This window comes from Rhodococcus sp. NPDC057297, from assembly GCF_042667435.1.
GTDB lineage: Bacteria > Actinomycetota > Actinomycetes > Mycobacteriales > Mycobacteriaceae > Rhodococcoides.
In genome coordinates, this window is record NZ_JBHUZE010000007.1 from 52,413 (window position 1) to 67,495 (window position 15,083).

Here is a 15,083-nt window from a genome sequence, read left to right on the forward strand (position 1 = left end):
CCAACGGTTAGAGTCCGACAATTGCAAGCAGCCGAGCCCGATCCTGGGCTCACCCCGACAACCGTCCGGAGGACGTGCGTGGCTCCAAATGTTCGATGGACCCGAAGGAAGATCCGAATTCGGTACACAGACCGAAGTTCGTTCCGCCTTCTGAGACAGATCCTCATGTTGGCGATACTCGGATCCATAGCAGCAGTGACGTTCGGTGGCACTGCCGCAGCTCAAGAACCGACCCCTACTCCCCCGCCCACCGCGATCTCGGACGCACCGCCCGCCGACGCGGTCGCCGTGAGCGGAAGCCTCAACAACGGCGGTGAACGCCTCGCCGACGTCGATGTGAAGGCACTCGACTCCTCCGGTGACGAGGTGGTTCGCACCACCTCTCAGGACGGAGGCCGTTGGACACTCCAGTTGTCGCCTGGCACATACACATTCGAAGTGGACTCCGAAACCCTTCCGGACGGAGTCAGCGTCCAGGGCTCGGTGGAACGCGACGTGCAGGCCGGACGCGCCAACACCGTCATCTTCTCCTTCGGTGAAGCCAGAACCGCCACGGAGGTGCCGTTCTACGAGAAGTTCATCAGGACCACCGTCGACGGCCTTCGCTTCGGTCTGGTCATCGCATTGGCAGCCGTAGGCCTCAGCCTGATCTTCGGCACCACGGGCCTGACCAACTTCGCGCACGGAGAGCTGGTGACGCTCGGTGCCGTGGCCGCGTGGGTCTTCAACGTCAGCATGGGCATCCAGCTGATCTGGGCGACGATACTGGCGATCATCGTCGGCATCGCGATCGGCTGGCTGAACAACACAGTGATCTGGCGCCCGCTGCGAAAACGGAAGACCGGCTTGATCGCTCAACTCGTGGTGTCGATCGGCCTGGCCATCGCACTGCGCTACCTCATCCTGATCTTCTTCTCCGATCGCGCCGAACCGTTCGCCGACTACCAGGCTCAGACCCAGAACGAATGGGGACCGCTGGCGATCACCAATGTCAACCTCGCCTGCATCGTCATCAGCATCGTCGTCCTCGTCGGCGTCGCGGTGATGCTTCAGCGCACCCGAATCGGCAAGGCCATGCGCGCCGTTGCCGACAACCGGGACCTCGCCGCCTCGTCGGGAATCAACGTGGAGCGCGTCGTCACCTTCGTCTGGTGCATGGGCGGTGGCCTCGCCGCCCTGGGCGGCGTCCTGTTCGGGCTCTCCGAGCTCGGTGGCCGCGTTCAGTGGGAAATGGGCTTCAAGCTGCTACTCCTGATGTTCGCGGGAATCACGCTGGGCGGTTTGGGAACTGCGTACGGAGCCCTCCTCGGCTGCGTCATCGTCGGACTGCTGGTCCAGTGGTCGACGATGATCATCAATCCCGATCTCAAATACATCGGAGGACTGCTCGTCTTGATTCTCATCCTCGTCGTCAGACCCCAGGGCATACTCGGCTCGCGACAAAGGATCGGGTGACAACGTGGATATTCTCGGAGCACTCCAGGTCTCGCTCGCCCAACTTGTCGGGCCGTCGGCAATTTTCTACGCACTACTCGCAATCGGCTTGAATCTGCACTTCGGCTACGCCGGACTGCTCAACTTCGGTCAGATCGGTTTCGCGCTGCTCGGTGGCTACGGCGTCGGCATCATGACGATCACCTACCAGCAGCCCCTGTGGCTGGGCATACTCGTCGGCCTCGGCGCCGCAGGCTTGCTGGCCCTGGTCCTCGGCATCCCGACGCTACGGCTCCGCGCGGACTATCTCGCGATCGTCACGATCGCAGCATCGGAGATACTCAGACTCGTCTTCAGATCGACGGCGTCCGATCCGATCACCAAGTCCACCAACGGCATCTTCGGCTTCGCCGACCCGTTCACCTCCCTCAGCCCGTTCGACTCCGGCAAGCAGTACGCCTTCCTCGGTGTGAAGTTCTACGGTGACGACCTATGGGCCATGGTGGTCGGGTGGTCACTCGTACTGATCCTCTGCGGATTCATCTACCTGCTCACGCACAGCCCATGGGGTCGCGTCCTCAAGGCCGTCCGCGAGGACGAGGATGCAGCACGATCGCTCGGCAAGAACGTCTTCGTCTACAAGATGCAGGCTCTTGTTCTCGGTGGCGTCATCGGAGGCATGGGCGGCGTGTTCAACGCCCTGCAGACCAAGTCCATCAACCCGGACTTCTACTCCACCGCACAGACGTTCTTCGCCTTCGGCGCGTTGATCCTCGGCGGTGCCGCAACAGTATTCGGCCCGGTCCTCGGAGCCATGCTGTTCTGGTTCCTTCTCTCCATCCCCGACGCCATCCTGCGGCAAGCCATCTCGGGCCCCGATCCCCTGCTGAACCTGACCGAACAGCAGGTCGGCGCAACCCGATTCGTACTCCTCGGCATTCTGATCGCCGTGATGATGGTGTTCAGGCCGCAAGGCATTCTCGGCAACAAGCGAGAGGTACAGCTCAATGCCTGACAAGACAACAGCGGACGCACGGCGGCCACTCAGCGCTCAGGAGAGGTCAGCACTGTTCGCCGGAGTCCCCCAGACTCCCGGTGCGGCAAAACCGGATCCGACGCTCGTCGTCGACGGAGTGTCCCGAACCTTCGGCGGCCTGAAAGCCGTCGACGTCGCACATCTCGAGATCCAGCGAGGCTGCATCACCGGCCTCATCGGACCCAACGGTGCTGGTAAGACCACGTTGTTCAACTTGCTCACCGGATTCGACCGCCCCGACACGGGCACCTGGTCGATGGACGGACAGTCGCTCGGCCGAATGCACCCACACCAAGTCGCGCGCAAGGGCGTCGTGCGTACGTTCCAGTTGACGAAGGCACTGTCCAAACTGACCGTGCTCGACAACGTCCGACTCGGCGCCACCGGCCAGCGCGGCGAACGGATCGTCAACACGCTGATGCCCTGGACGTGGAAGAAGCAGGAGAAGGAGATCACGGACCGGGCCTACCAACTGCTCGAGCGATTCAAGCTCGACGCGAAGGCCGACGACCTCGCCGGCTCCATGTCCGGCGGTCAGCGCAAGCTACTGGAAATGGCGCGCGCTCTCATGACCGATCCGGCCGTGGTCATGCTCGACGAGCCCATGGCAGGCGTCAATCCCGCACTGACACAAAGCCTCCTGGGCCACATCAAGTCGCTGCGCGACGACGGGATGACGGTCGTGTTCGTCGAACACGACATGGACGTCATCCGCGACATCAGTGACTGGGTCGTCGTGATGGCACAGGGCAGCGTCATCGCCGAATCCACCCCGGAAGACCTGTCCAACAACGGCGCCGTCGTCGACGCCTACCTCGGAAGCCATCACGACCAGGCCCTCGAATTCGACGAGAACGGCAATCCCGTCGGCGCCACAGCCGAACTGGCCGAAGCTCTCGAACAGGCCGAAGCAGAAGAGCTCGAAGCAGGCGGCGACCTGTCCGAGCCCGAGTTCGTCGCGTCTGCCGACGTCGCAACCGGCAAGCACGCCAAGGAAGAAGACGGCAAATGAGCGAACCGAACACCGACAAACTGACACCCGCCGAATTCGCCGCCACACCAGAGGAACACGCCCGCCTCGCGGAGGGGGCACTGGTCCGCGCCGACAACCTCGTCGCCGGATACATACCGGGCGTCAACATTCTGGAAGAGTGCAACTTCTTCCTGAAGGACGGCGAGATCGTCGGCATCATCGGCCCTAACGGTGCCGGAAAATCGACCCTGTTGAAAACACTGTTCGGGCTCATTCCCGTGCGCAAGGGCTCGGTCAAACTCCGCGGAGACAACATCACGTCCGCCGAAGCCCACGTCCTCGTCACCAAAGGCGTCGGATACGTGCCACAGACGCAGAACGTCTTCCCGTCACTCACCATCGAGGAAAACCTCGAAATGGGAATCTACTTGCGTCCGAAGAAATTCGCGGAACGCTTCGACTTCGTCAGCGAACTCTTCCCGCTCCTCGGCGAACGCAAGAAAGTCAAAGCAGGCGCACTCTCCGGTGGCGAACGACAAATGGTCGCCATGGGCCGCGCCCTGATGATGGAACCATCGGTCCTGCTGCTCGACGAACCATCCGCAGGCCTCTCCCCCATGTTCCAGGACGAAGTGTTCATCCGCTGCAAGAAGATCAATGCAACAGGCGTCTCCATCATCATGGTGGAACAGAACGCACGCCGCTGCCTCCAGATCTGCGACCGCGGATACGTCCTCGACCAGGGACGCAACGCCTACACCGACACCGGCACCAACCTCATGAACGACCCCAAGGTCATCGAGCTCTACCTCGGCACCCTGGCGGGAAGCAAAGAAAAGAAATAACCTTCCGCGCTCCCACAGGACCCGGGCTCACCCCTCGAGCCCGGGTCTTGCTGCATCTTGAGGGGCTGCCCGGGTGCTCCCCCAGTGCAGTCGGGCTCGGGAGTAGAGCCGGGGCGGATGTCCAAGGCGGAGCGAACGTGGCGTTCGGTCAGTCAGACTGACCAAAACGTTCATTCGCTCCGAACGGCGGATGCCCAAAGCGGAGCGAACGTGACGTTCGGTCAGTCAGACTGACCAAAACGTTCATTCGCTCCGAACGGGGAAGCGGACAGCACGGAATCCAAGCGGCATGGCCCACGACAGCACGGAACCCCGGTCCAGGTGGACCGGGGTTCCGTGTGTTCTGAGTCAGTACCGAGGACCGATCACTCCCCGACGACGATGTATCCGTCCGTCTTCAGGGTGTTGTCCGGGCCGAAGACCAGGTTGCCGTAGGAACCGGTGGCGGGCTCACCTGCGTCGCTGAAGTTCAGCGCACCGGTGACACCGTCGTAGTCGATGTCGGTTCCGGCCTGGACGAGGGGAAGGCACTGTGCGTACGTGGTGCACTTCTCGCCGTCCTTGGTGACGCTGTTGATGTTGGCAGCGATGTCCGTGCCCGCCGTCGACTTGGCCTGCTCTGCCGCGAGGGCCGAGATGATGACTGCGTCGTAGGACTCTCCGGCGTAGTTGAAGTCCACCAACGCGGGGTCGACGGTCTTGAGTCGATCCTGGAAGGCGGTGCCCACGTCGGTGAGCGGGGTGGTTCCGCGCATCGTGTCGAGCAGGCCCGGTGCGACGGATTCGCCGAGGGCGTTACCCATGTTGCCGTCGACGCCGTAGACGAGGGTGCCGTCCGACGGTCCGATGCCGACCTCGTGCATACGCGTGATGATCTTCGCGGACTCCTCGAAGCCCACGATTGCGACGGCGTCGGGCGCGAAGTTGTTCACGTCGTCGACCTCGGCGTTGAACGACTGTGCGTTGGGGTCGTAGATGATCGACTGGATCTGATCGGACGGAATGCCCGCTGCTTCGAGGTTCTCCACGGTGTTGGCGGCGAGGCCGGTGCCGTAGGGGTCGTTGAGGGCCAGGATGGATACGCGCTGCGCACCGTCCTCGGCGATGAGCTGCGAAAGCGCCTGCGCCTGAAGCACATCGGTGGGTGCGGTACGGAAGTACTGTCCCTTGTCCGCGTAGCAGACGAACTGATCCGAAGTGTTGGCCGGGGAGAACTGCACGACGCCGGCGCTGGAGATCTTGTCGATCACCTTCAGCGACACCGAGGACGATGCCGCACCGACGATGACGTCCGCTCCACCTGCGAGCAAACGGTCGACCGTGGTGTTCGCGGTGTCCGTGGTCGTGTCACCCGAGTCGCCGGGAATGAGCTGAACAGGCTGCCCGAGAACGCCGCCCGCAGCATTGACCTCGTCGACCGCGAGGCGCACACCCGCGACCTCCGGCGGGCCGAGGAATGCAAGGCTGCCGGTCTCGGGAAGCAACGTACCGACGACCAGCGGGGTCGTGACGGGGGTCGCCCCTGCCGTCGCCTGATCCGGCGTGCAGTCGGTCGACACCGTTGTCTCTTCCGCCGCCGAACTTCCACCGCTGGCAGAGCTGGAACTGTCTCCCGAGCTGGAATCGTCGCTCGAGGAACAGCCGAACAGTGCCAGTGAAGCAGCACCCAGCACCGCAGCCGTGCGGACATAGGTCCGTTTTGCCATCTAGGGTCTCCTTGGTCGATCCAAAAACGAAGCGCACGTGAGTCATGCGCCGCGTGTGTGGATCAGACGCTAGCTGTCCCCATCGGTTCGCGATGGGCGAGAAGACGGCTCGTGACCTGACTGTGACCTGAGGGGCCGAAGATTTACATCGCCGTAGCGTGCGGGCCCGAAATCAGGACTCGGGCGGGGTGTCCAGCGTCTCGATGATGACCTCGGCGACGGCCTTCATCGTCGTCCGGCGATCCATCGCGGCGCGCTGAATCCACTTGAACGCCTGTGGCTCTGTGAGCGACTGAGATTCCATCAGCTTGCCCTTCGCCCGCTCGATGAGCTTGCGCGTCTCCAGTCGTTCCTGGAGGTCGGCGATCTCGCTCTCGAGCGACGAGATCTCCGTGTACCGACTTGCCGCGAGTTCCACGGCAGGCATCAGGTCAGCTTTGGAGAACGGCTTGACCAGATACGCCATCGCTCCCGCGTCGCGCGCCTTCTCCACGAGTTCACGCTGACTGAACGCCGTCAGGATGACGACGGGAGCTATCCGCTTCTCGGCGATTTCCGACGCCGCGTCGATCCCGTCCCGGCGAGGCATCTTGACGTCCATGATCACCAGATCGGGACGAAGTTCCACGGCCAGGTCGACGGCCTGCTGACCATCGGCCGCCTCACCGACCACCTCGTAGCCCTCTTCACGCAGCATCTCCACCAGATCGAGGCGGATGAGCGATTCGTCCTCGGCGACCACGACCCGTAGAGCGGGCTTTGCGCTCTCTTGCTGGGCAGGAGCATTCATCGTTTACCAGTCTCCTTAGACACGTCATCGACCAGCAGAAATCCTCGCATGCCCGGCACTGTGCCGCAGACCTCACCTGATTCCACGAACCCTTCGAGGGTACCGGTGTACGGGGCCTGAAGCGCATCTTCTAAAGTAGTGAACCGCACGAAGACGCCAGCCCTCGTATCCCAATTGGCAGAGGAAACGGATTCAAAACCCGTCCAGTGTGAGTTCGAGTCTCACCGAGGGCACCACCCCCCAGCGTCACTGGTACACCGACCCGCACCGCTAGGCCATCGGTGAAGCCGCTATTCATACGGTGTAGTCGCTAGGCATACAGTGAAGCGATGTACATACCCAGCAATCTTCGATGCCATGACACCGGCGCCGGCACTCTGTGCGCTCAGCGTGTCACTCACCGGTTCGGAGATGCTGCGGACCGGTCGGAACCGAAATGGGTCTATTTCCAGTGCAGTGCCGACAGCACCCATGTGACCGGATACGTCGATCGACCGGTGACCGCCTGAATTCATGTTCGTAGAGCGCGCATTCGTCGATCCGGTCGATCACGTCGACGACTGGCCTTTCACCGTTCCTGCCGTGGCGGACCTCGTCGGAGACGGACTCGAGTTCCATGCGCCGGTGACGATGCTCGTCGGCGACAACGGCTCGGGTAAGTCGACCATAGTCGAAGCTGTCGCGGAGGGTTTCGATCTCGATTCGCGGGGCGGCCGAGCGTCGAGACTGCCGCGCACGGACACCGTTCGAACCCCGCTGGGCGACGTCATCGAACTCGAGACGACACCGCGAGGCGCACGGATGCTTCGAGGACCGCGGTTGCAGAAGAAGGGCTTCTTTCTCCGTGCCGAAACGGCCGTCGAACTGACCGAACGTTACTCGGGCGTGCCGGGTTACTGGGACGAAGACACCACCGAATTGAGCCATGGCGAGGGCTTTCTCGCGGTGTTTCGCGCGATGTTCCAGGACCCGGGCTTCTACGTGCTGGACGAACCGGAGTCGGCACTGTCCTTCACTGCCTGCCTACGACTGGTGGCGTTGATGTCCGAACTCGCCGACGCCGGGGCCCAGGTAGTCTGCGCGACCCACTCGCCTGTGTTGGCGTCGTTACCAGGAGCCGACGTCGTCGAAGTCGGTGACCACGGTCTGCGCAGAACCAGTTGGGAAGAACTGGAACTCGTCGCGCACTGGCGTCGGTACCTGTCCGATCCGTCGATGTATCTGCGTCACCTTCTGGACTGATGTCGGATTGCCGGTAGCCCGCGGCGACGGACGCTTCCCGGTGACTGACCGACGAGTCTCTTGAATGCTCGGCCGAAGGCGGCTTCGGACTCGTACCCGCTTCGATGTGCCAACTCTGCGACGGTACAGCCACCGGTTTTCAGTGCGTCGTGGGCACACTGCATCCGCCAGCGTGCGAGGTAGCGCATGGGCGCTTCACCGACGAGTGCCGTGAAGCGTGCGGCGAACGCCGAACGCGACATCGCGACCTCGGTGGCGAGGGCGGCCACGGTCCACGGTTTCTCCGGCGCGCGGTGAATCATCGCCAGCGCGGGGCCGATCCCTGAGTCCTGCAGTGCACCGAGCCAACCGGTCCCGGCCGCGGGATCGTTCTCGATCCACCACCGCAACGCCTGGATGACGAGGATGTCCGACAACCGCGTGATGACGGATTCCCCACCGGGTCGGATTCGCTGTGCCTCGTCGGCGACGAGGCCCAGTGTGCTGTGCATCCACGACAGCTGCGGTGTCGGTGCCGACTCCACGACGATCAGCGACGGCAGGCAGTCGAGCAGCTTTCCGACCGACGGGTGATCGAGCCGCACTGCTCCACAGATCATGATCGTCGAGGATCCGGTGCCTCCGTGGCGGACGACGGCGTATCGATCGCTGATGTAGTCGTGATGCAAATCGTGCACGAGAGGGGCCGACTCGGCAGAGAAGGCGTCGCTGGACAGGACATGCCCGGATCCATCCGGCACCAGTGCGAATTCGCCCGGAGCGAGCCACCGAGGCTCGGCGCCGTCGACCTCGAGGAGACATCGCCCGGCGACCACGACGTGAAACCACAGGCAGCCCTCCATTGTGGGCATCGCGAGCCCCCAGGGCTCGGCCAGCTCGGACCGGCAGTAGAACGCACCGGTCATCCGGACGAAATGCAGGGCCTCTCCGAGCGGGTCGGTTGATGCCCATGGATCGTGGCCGCGCACCGACCGATCCTACGACGGCATGGACGAACGAGCATGAAACTGCGACGAAAAGACATTGTCCGTCCATCGACTACAGGTGCACGCTGGACGAATCGACGAACTGGACGAATCGACGGAAAGGAGACCATTGTGATCGACGTTCTCGCGTCCACTGCCACCACGACCGCGGCGGTCGGGTGCGGACTCACAGCGGGAGTGCTGATGGCGTTCTCGGTCAGCGTCATGCCCGCGCTCGCAACGCGACCCGCCGCCGAGGCCGCTGCCACGATGCAGCAGATCAACATCGCGATCGTCTCGCCCTTGTTCCTGACGGTCTTCCTCGGCGCCGCTGCCGCTGCGGTGACCGCCGCCGTCGCGAGCGTCGCGTCGGGCGGAGATTCGCGGACGCTCGTCGTTGCCGGTGCGGTGGTGTACGTGGTCGGGTGCGTGGCTATGACGATCGCAATCAACGTGCCGCTCAACGATTCTCTGGCCTCGGTCGACCCGTCCAGCAGCCACGGTGCTTCGGTGTGGGCGGACTATCTCACTCGATGGACACGCTGGGACCATGCCAGGACTGCGGCGGCCACTCTGGCGTGTGCTGCGTTGACCGCGGCGGCGCGGATCTAATCTGCTTGCGGTTGCTCGTGACGATGACGGATCTCGGCTTCGAACTTCTCGATCAGAGCATCCGCCTCGGCGAGCTCGGCGCCTTGCGCACCCTCGTCCATCGATTGGTCGCGGCCGCGCTTGAGTACAGCGAGTTCTGCGTCGAGTTCATGATTGTCGAGTACTCGTGGATCCAACATGGCTCCATTGTCGTCGACGACGCCGGTGCCCGCACGCGATTGGGCCTGACATGCTGGTGGGATGACCACGGTGCACAGCTTTCCGCCGATAGTCGACCGTTCGTCGCACACGTTGATCCTCGGCTCCATGCCCGGAGTGGCGTCACTGAGAGCGGCGCAGTACTACGCGCATCCTCGTAACGCGTTCTGGCCGATCATGGGAGCGCTGCTCGGTGCAGGCCTGGACAAGTCCTACGACGAGCGAACCGCGATTCTGCTCGCTCGCGGAATCGCGGTGTGGGATGTGGTGAAGCTATGCACGCGGCGCGGGAGCCTCGACTCCGCGATCGTCGATTCGACTGTCGTGACGAACGACTTCGACTCCCTGCTCGGCGAATTTCCTTCCATCCGGCGCATCGTCTTCAACGGAGCCAAGGCGGAGACGAGTTTCGTTCGCCACGTCGCCCCGTCCGTACGCGATGTCGCCGTACGTCGGCTTCCGTCGACCAGCCCCGCTCACGCCTCTCTGTCCTTCGACCGAAAGCTCGACGCGTGGCGATCGGTCGCGCAGCTTCTGCCGGAGATATCTCGGTCCAGCAGTCGAGACGACAGCAACCACGAGAACGACCGCGAACACGATCGGGTAGACCGATGTCACCGGGATTCTCGCCCATGACGGGACGCCGAGCATGAATGTGCCGATGACGGCAGTGCCACTGGGCGCCGTCCAGTACCAGGCGACGAACGGGGCCACGACGAGGGCCGGTACCGCCCAGCTCCAGGACCGAGCGGATCTCGCAGCCCAGTCCAGAACCACCACGACCAACGGCACGCACCACACCCAGTGATGTCCCCACGAGAACGGGGACACCATGGGAGTCGTCAGTCCGCAGATGGTCAACGACAGCAACCGAGCGCCTCGGCGCTCGGCCGCCACCGCGCACCACAGTCCGAGCACGCCGACGACGAGTACACATCCGAGCCACAGTGCCATCGGCGGCGACCCGTCGGACCATATTCGAGCGAGCACACCGTGCACCGACTGATTCGCCGGCGACGGTAGCCAGCCGATCCGATCGGACTGGAAGATCGCGCTGGTCCAGAAGGTGCGTGCGTCGTCGAACAACAGAATCGATCCCGCGAGAACAGTGGCGACGAACGTCGCGACGGCCACCGCCGCAGTCCGGAACTGCCTGGCGGCAAGCGCATACACGACGAAGAATGCCGGTGTCAGTTTCAACCCCGCGGCGAGGCCGACACCGATTCCTCGCAGACGACTGCCATCGGGACGACCGAGATCCCACAGCACGAGGATCAGCAGAAGAAGGTTGATCTGCCCGAGCCACAGTGTCATTCGAACCGGTTCGAGCCACGTGAACGCCACCGCCGATCCGAGGGCGACGACATGAGTGGGCACTCCGCGGTACCCGAGAATCCTCCAACTCAGAAGGACCGCGAGGTAGAGAAGCAGGATGTTGACGACGCCCACGACCGCCGTCGTGGCCGAGATCGGTAGCACGGCAAGCACAACGAACACCAAAGCAGCGAACGGCGGGTAGGTGAACGGGAGCGAGGTTTCGAACAACGAGAACGAATACAGGCCCTCACCGGTCAGCAACGTCCCGCCGCCGTGCCGGTACACGATGGCGTCGACCCCGTTCCCGAACAGTCCGTACAAGCCGGCGAATCCCAACGTCCACGCATGCGCGACGAGGGCGACGGCTGCGGCGACAACTGCGAACGTGACCCATCGCCCGTCGTGTCGTCGAAACGTGTCGGTTTCCGGCATGGAACGGACACTATTGGTACTTCGTGGAAAATCACGGACGACACAGGCGAACTTTGTGGATTCGACGCCTGATCGTTAGCAGCGGTCATGCCGATGCGTGCCACCATCGACTGATGCGTATGTGGCAGAAGTTACTGATGGTGCGTTCGGTCGTCGTGTTCGCGCTGGCGGCGAGCGCCCTCACGGTCGCCGGCCCCGCGCATGCTGCGCCCGCTGCGACGGCCGATGTGGTCGATGTCCGCGCAGTGTCCGCAACTCACTCCGTAGTCGACGTGTATTCGCCGTCCATGGACAAGGTGATCTCGAACGACGTCCTGCGGCCTTCCCACGGCGGCACTCTTCCCACCCTCTATCTCCTGAACGGTGCACTCGGGAACGAGGACGGCGTGGGATGGCTCGGGAACTCTTCGGTAGCGGAGTTCTTCGCCGACAAGAACGTCACCGTCGTCATGCCGGTCGGTGGGAGGTTCAGCTTCTACACCGACTGGCAGAACCCCGACCCGGTGCTCGGAAACTACAAGTGGCAGACCTATCTCACCCGCGAACTCCCCCAGGCGATCGACGGCCACTTCGGCTCGACCGGGAAGAACGGCATCGCCGGCCTGTCCATGAGCGGAGGCCCCGCGCTCGATCTGGCCATTCAGGCACCGGACGTGTTCGACGCCGCGGCGTCGTTCAGCGGCTGCCCTGCACCCTCGAATCCGTTTGCGATGGCAGGAATCTCGACGATGATCGCGGGTGGCCTGAACAACCCGTTCAACATGTGGGGATTGCCGGGCAACCCTGCGTGGCGCGAACACGACCCGGCCGTGAACGTCGAAAGACTGCGCGGCACAGCGGTGTACGTCAGTGCGTCGGAAGGACTTCCAGGACCCGTGGACCGCATCCCGGTCGGTGCTTTCCCACCCGTCGGCGGGGTCGTCGTCGAAGCGCTGGTCAACTACTGCACGTCACTGTTCGTCGACGCTCTGCACCGAACTGGAGTTCCAGCAACGATTTCCATGCGTGAGCGGGGCGCTCACACCTGGCCGCTCTTCGAAGACCAGCTACGCGAAGCCTGGACCACGACGATCGCGCCGGCTCTGGCCTGACCGGTGGACTGCCATCGAGTCAGGCCTTCCGAGGGAAGTGCCTGATCAGACCTTCCTGCACCACCGTCGCGAGAAGCAAGCCGTCCATCGAGAAGAACCTGCCCGTGGCCAGGCCTCTGGACCCCGCCGCGACAGGAGACTCCGTCGCGTACAACGCCCAGTCGTCGAATCGGAACGGTCGATGGAACCAGATGGAATGGTTCACGGTTGCCGCGACGATCCGATCGAACCCCCACGACAGACCGTGTGTGGTGATGATGGAGTCGAGCACCGTCGTGTCCGACGCGTACCCCATCGTGGCGGCGTGGAAGATCGCGTCGTCGGGAAGATCACCGTCGGCCTTCATCCACACGCGGTTGTGATTGAGCTTCTCGCCGGTCCCCTGCAGAATCCACGCGGGATCGTTCGCGTAGCGCATGTCGATCGGCTTGAGCGCGTCGACGAACATCTGCAGCCTGTCCTCGTAACCGACGAAGTGGTCGCCGAGCGGCGGCAACGCGTCCGGGTATGCAACATCCGGCAGCTCGACACTGTGCTCGAGTCCGGTGCCGAAATCCTGGAACGCAGCGAGCATCACGAAGATCTCGTTGCCGTCCTGATATGCCGTGACCTGCCGGTTGGCGAATGCTCGACCGTCGCGGTGTCGGTCGACGTGGTACTCGATCGGCTTCTTCACATCACCGCCACGGATGAAGTGCGCGTTGATCGCATGGACGTCACGGGTCGTTCCCGTGACCGTTCGGCCGGCTGCGATGAGCGCTTGCGCGACCATCTGACCGCCGAAGGTCCGGCTTCCGACCTGACGAGGGTGTACCCCCAGGAACTTGTCCTCGCCGATCTCCTCGAGCGCCAGCAGCTCGAGGAGCGTCTCCAGATCCGTCTTCACTTCAATAGCGTCGGGTGCAGTGGTTGCACCCGTTCCCCCCGCATCGGTCACTTACCGGTCCTCTTCCCCAATTCGGTGCACGTGGATCAAGTTGGTCGAGCCTACTGTGCCGGGAGGAGCACCGGCCACGATCACGACCTGATCACTCTTGTTGTACCGCCCGAGTTCGAGCAGAGCCTTGTCGACCTCGAGCACCATCGCATCGGTAGTGGCCACATCGGGAACCAGGAACGTCTCGGTTCCCCAGCTCAGAGCCAGCTGCGAACGAACCTCGGGAATCGAGGTGAAAGCGAGCAACGGCAACGACGTGTGCAGACGCGCGAGTCGCCGCACGGTGTCGCCGGACTGAGTGAACGCGACGAGCGCCTTGGCGTCGAGACGCTCACCGATGTCACGCGCGGCGTAGGAGATGACGCCTCGCTTGGTACGCGGAACATGAGTCAGAGGAGGAACGGGATCGCCCTCGCTCTCGACCGTCTCGACGATGCGGGCCATGGTGCGCACGGTCTCCATCACGTACTTGCCGACGGAGGTCTCACCGGACAGCATGACCGCGTCGGTGCCGTCGAGTACGGCGTTCGCGACATCGGACGCCTCTGCCCTGGTGGGGCGCGAGTTCTCGATCATCGACTCGAGCATCTGCGTTGCGACGATGACGGGCTTGGCGTTCGCACGCGCGATCTGGATCGCGCGCTTCTGCACCAGCGGAACCTGTTCGAGCGGGAGTTCGACACCGAGGTCGCCGCGGGCCACCATGACTGCGTCGAATGCAAGCACGATGGCTTCGAGATTGTCCACGGCTTCGGGCTTCTCGAGCTTCGCGATGACCGGCACGCGGCGGCCGACGCGATCCATGACCGCGTGCACGAGCTCGACGTCCGCAGGGGAGCGAACGAACGACAGCGCGATGAAGTCGACTCCGAGCGACAGTGCGAACTCGAGGTCGGCAATGTCCTTCTCCGACAACGCCGGAACGGACACGTCCATACCCGGCAGGGACACGCCCTTGTTGTTGCTGACCGGTCCACCTTCGGTGACGCGGCACAGCACGTCGTTGCCTTCGACTCCGGTGACGACGAGTCCGACCTTGCCGTCGTCGACGAGGAGCCTGTCGCCCTCCTTGGCGTCCTGCGCCAATTCCTTGTACGTCGTCGACACGCGGTCGTGCGTGCCCTCGCACTCGTCGACGGTGATGCGTACCAATTCACCGGCGGCCCAGGTGGTCTTACCTTCCGTGAACCGTCCGAGACGGATCTTGGGTCCCTGGAGGTCGGCAAGGATGCCGACGGCTTTGCCGGTGGCATTCGAGGCCGCACGGACCCACTCGTAGTTGGCCTGATGATCGGGGTGATCACCATGGCTGAAATTCAGTCGAGCGACATCCATTCCACTCTCGACGAGTTCGCGGATTCGCTCAGCGCTGGCGGTTGCAGGTCCAAGGGTGCAAACGATCTTCGTACGTCGGCTCACGATCACGAGCGTAGTCGGTGCACCTCACCTTCTCTACGGCAGAGGTCCCCGACCAAACACTACTGACCGGTAGTAGTGAGTTGCCA

General features: G+C 63.4%; 14 protein-coding genes, 1 tRNA gene and 1 pseudogene. 9 read left to right on the top strand and 7 right to left on the bottom strand.

The annotated features are described in order from the left end of the window. The first annotated feature begins 165 nt into the window (after positions 1–165). The 4 genes from ACFULT_RS19530 to ACFULT_RS19545 are packed head-to-tail and all read left to right on the top strand — an operon-like array spanning position 166 to position 4,288. On the top strand, positions 166–1,455 hold the full coding sequence (locus ACFULT_RS19530) for a branched-chain amino acid ABC transporter permease (protein WP_019665835.1): 1,290 nt from the start codon (positions 166–168) through the stop codon (positions 1,453–1,455). A gap of 4 nt (positions 1,456–1,459) precedes the next feature. Then, positions 1,460–2,449, top strand: a complete 990-nt coding sequence (locus ACFULT_RS19535) for a branched-chain amino acid ABC transporter permease (RefSeq protein ID WP_019665836.1) — start codon at positions 1,460–1,462, stop codon at positions 2,447–2,449. Next, complete coding sequence (locus ACFULT_RS19540) at positions 2,442–3,482, top strand: ABC transporter ATP-binding protein (protein ID WP_094721511.1); 1,041 nt, start codon at positions 2,442–2,444, stop codon at positions 3,480–3,482. Before ACFULT_RS19535 ends, ACFULT_RS19540 begins: the two co-directional genes overlap by 8 nt. Beyond that, a complete protein-coding gene (locus ACFULT_RS19545; protein ID WP_037107722.1) occupies positions 3,479–4,288 on the top strand; it encodes an ABC transporter ATP-binding protein in 810 nt (269 codons plus the stop codon). Before ACFULT_RS19540 ends, ACFULT_RS19545 begins: the two co-directional genes overlap by 4 nt. A gap of 365 nt (positions 4,289–4,653) precedes the next feature. Here the strand turns inward: ACFULT_RS19545 and ACFULT_RS19550 are convergent, their stop codons facing one another. Then, positions 4,654–5,994 carry an ABC transporter substrate-binding protein gene (locus ACFULT_RS19550; RefSeq protein WP_037107719.1) on the bottom strand — a complete coding sequence of 447 codons (1,341 nt, stop codon included), beginning with the start codon at positions 5,992–5,994 and terminating at the stop codon, positions 4,654–4,656. A 172-nt stretch (positions 5,995–6,166) separates the two neighbouring features. Then, the gene (locus tag ACFULT_RS19555; protein ID WP_037107717.1) at positions 6,167–6,784 is read right to left on the bottom strand and encodes an ANTAR domain-containing response regulator; all 618 of its coding nucleotides are present in this window, start codon (positions 6,782–6,784) and stop codon (positions 6,167–6,169) included. A gap of 159 nt (positions 6,785–6,943) precedes the next feature. Here ACFULT_RS19555 and ACFULT_RS19560 point away from each other — a divergent pair. Both ACFULT_RS19560 and ACFULT_RS19565 read left to right on the top strand, forming a co-directional pair. Further along, positions 6,944–7,020 (top strand) — tRNA-Leu (locus ACFULT_RS19560). 277 nt (positions 7,021–7,297) lie between these two features. Beyond that, positions 7,298–8,026, top strand: a complete 729-nt coding sequence (locus ACFULT_RS19565; RefSeq protein WP_037107712.1) for an AAA family ATPase — start codon at positions 7,298–7,300, stop codon at positions 8,024–8,026. Here ACFULT_RS19565 and ACFULT_RS19570 read toward each other — a convergent pair. Beyond that, on the bottom strand, positions 8,011–8,994 hold the full coding sequence (locus ACFULT_RS19570; protein WP_378482189.1) for an AraC family transcriptional regulator: 984 nt from the start codon (positions 8,992–8,994) through the stop codon (positions 8,011–8,013). The two genes, ACFULT_RS19565 and ACFULT_RS19570, sit on opposite strands and share 16 nt — an antisense overlap. A gap of 129 nt (positions 8,995–9,123) precedes the next feature. Here ACFULT_RS19570 and ACFULT_RS19575 point away from each other — a divergent pair, with 129 nt between their 5' ends. After that, on the top strand, positions 9,124–9,603 hold the full coding sequence (locus tag ACFULT_RS19575) for a DUF1772 domain-containing protein (protein WP_378482190.1): 480 nt from the start codon (positions 9,124–9,126) through the stop codon (positions 9,601–9,603). Here ACFULT_RS19575 and ACFULT_RS19580 read toward each other — a convergent pair. After that, positions 9,600–9,893 carry a hypothetical protein gene (locus ACFULT_RS19580; protein WP_378482275.1) on the bottom strand — a complete coding sequence of 98 codons (294 nt, stop codon included), beginning with the start codon at positions 9,891–9,893 and terminating at the stop codon, positions 9,600–9,602. The genes ACFULT_RS19575 and ACFULT_RS19580 overlap by 4 nt on opposite strands. Before the next feature lie 16 nt (positions 9,894–9,909). On the opposite strand from ACFULT_RS19580, the gene ACFULT_RS19585 reads away from it, so the two are divergent. After that, the gene (locus ACFULT_RS19585; protein WP_378482267.1) at positions 9,910–10,437 is read left to right on the top strand and encodes a DNA-deoxyinosine glycosylase; all 528 of its coding nucleotides are present in this window, start codon (positions 9,910–9,912) and stop codon (positions 10,435–10,437) included. Positions 10,438–10,635: 198 nt separating this feature from the next. Here ACFULT_RS19585 and ACFULT_RS19590 read toward each other — a convergent pair. Continuing rightward, a pseudogene (locus ACFULT_RS19590) lies at positions 10,636–11,550 on the bottom strand (glycosyltransferase 87 family protein); the annotation flags it as partial. Between the two features lie 119 nt (positions 11,551–11,669). Here ACFULT_RS19590 and ACFULT_RS19595 point away from each other — a divergent pair. Continuing rightward, positions 11,670–12,641: an alpha/beta hydrolase gene (locus ACFULT_RS19595; protein WP_378482268.1), complete on the top strand. Its 972-nt coding sequence runs from the start codon at positions 11,670–11,672 to the stop codon at positions 12,639–12,641. A 19-nt stretch (positions 12,642–12,660) separates the two neighbouring features. On the opposite strand, the gene ACFULT_RS19600 is transcribed toward ACFULT_RS19595, so the two are convergent. Together ACFULT_RS19600 and pyk are read right to left on the bottom strand one after the other, a co-directional pair. Beyond that, positions 12,661–13,578: an acyl-CoA thioesterase gene (locus tag ACFULT_RS19600; RefSeq protein ID WP_378482191.1), complete on the bottom strand. Its 918-nt coding sequence runs from the start codon at positions 13,576–13,578 to the stop codon at positions 12,661–12,663. Next, positions 13,579–14,997: a pyruvate kinase gene (gene pyk, locus ACFULT_RS19605; RefSeq protein ID WP_080732911.1), complete on the bottom strand. Its 1,419-nt coding sequence runs from the start codon at positions 14,995–14,997 to the stop codon at positions 13,579–13,581. It abuts the gene before it with no gap. Positions 14,998–15,083 lie beyond the last annotated feature (86 nt).

Coding starts and splice junctions, on each gene's coding strand:
- ACFULT_RS19595 (WP_378482268.1), top strand. CDS start 11,670: ATGTGGCAGAAGTTACTGATGGTGCGTTCGGTCGTCGTGTTCGCGCTG.
- ACFULT_RS19585 (WP_378482267.1), top strand. CDS start 9,910: ATGCCCGGAGTGGCGTCACTGAGAGCGGCGCAGTACTACGCGCATCCT.
- ACFULT_RS19550 (WP_037107719.1), bottom strand. CDS start 5,994: ATGGCAAAACGGACCTATGTCCGCACGGCTGCGGTGCTGGGTGCTGCT.
- ACFULT_RS19530 (WP_019665835.1), top strand. CDS start 166: ATGTTGGCGATACTCGGATCCATAGCAGCAGTGACGTTCGGTGGCACT.
- ACFULT_RS19540 (WP_094721511.1), top strand. CDS start 2,442: ATGCCTGACAAGACAACAGCGGACGCACGGCGGCCACTCAGCGCTCAG.
- ACFULT_RS19555 (WP_037107717.1), bottom strand. CDS start 6,784: ATGAATGCTCCTGCCCAGCAAGAGAGCGCAAAGCCCGCTCTACGGGTC.
- ACFULT_RS19545 (WP_037107722.1), top strand. CDS start 3,479: ATGAGCGAACCGAACACCGACAAACTGACACCCGCCGAATTCGCCGCC.
- ACFULT_RS19565 (WP_037107712.1), top strand. CDS start 7,298: ATGTTCGTAGAGCGCGCATTCGTCGATCCGGTCGATCACGTCGACGAC.